The sequence below is a fragment of the Cupriavidus sp. SIMBA_020 genome, assembly GCF_046535395.1.
Lineage (GTDB): Bacteria > Pseudomonadota > Gammaproteobacteria > Burkholderiales > Burkholderiaceae > Cupriavidus > Cupriavidus campinensis.
Genome location: NZ_JAWRWU010000440.1, coordinates 1 through 277, shown reverse-complemented (window position 1 = coordinate 277; position 277 = coordinate 1). Strand labels below are relative to the sequence as shown.

At 64.6% G+C, this 277-nt stretch carries 1 protein-coding gene; it reads left to right on the top strand.

Annotation, left to right across the window (positions count from 1 at the left end):
• Positions 1-50: 50 nt before the first annotated feature.
• On the top strand, positions 51-277 hold a 227-nt coding region (locus SB751_RS29955; protein ID WP_410749017.1), incomplete at its 3' end, for a GNAT family N-acetyltransferase.

Sequence of the window (277 nt, the reverse complement as noted above, 5' to 3'; positions counted from 1 at the left end):
ACGACGCGTATCGCCCGTACATCGGCCGCATCGGCGCCACGCCGGGCCCGATGCGTGACGACTACCTCCAACGCATCGCGCAAGGTCAGACGCAGGTGCTGGAAGACAACGCCGGCGTGCAGGCCTTGCTGGTGTTGGTGCGCGAGCCAGGTTGCCTGCTGCTGGACAACGTGGCTGTATCTCCGGCCGCGCAAGGCAAGGGATATGGACGCGAACTGATGCAGTGGGCCGAAATTCAAGCGCGCCAGGCGGGCTATCGGCAGATACGGCTTTACAC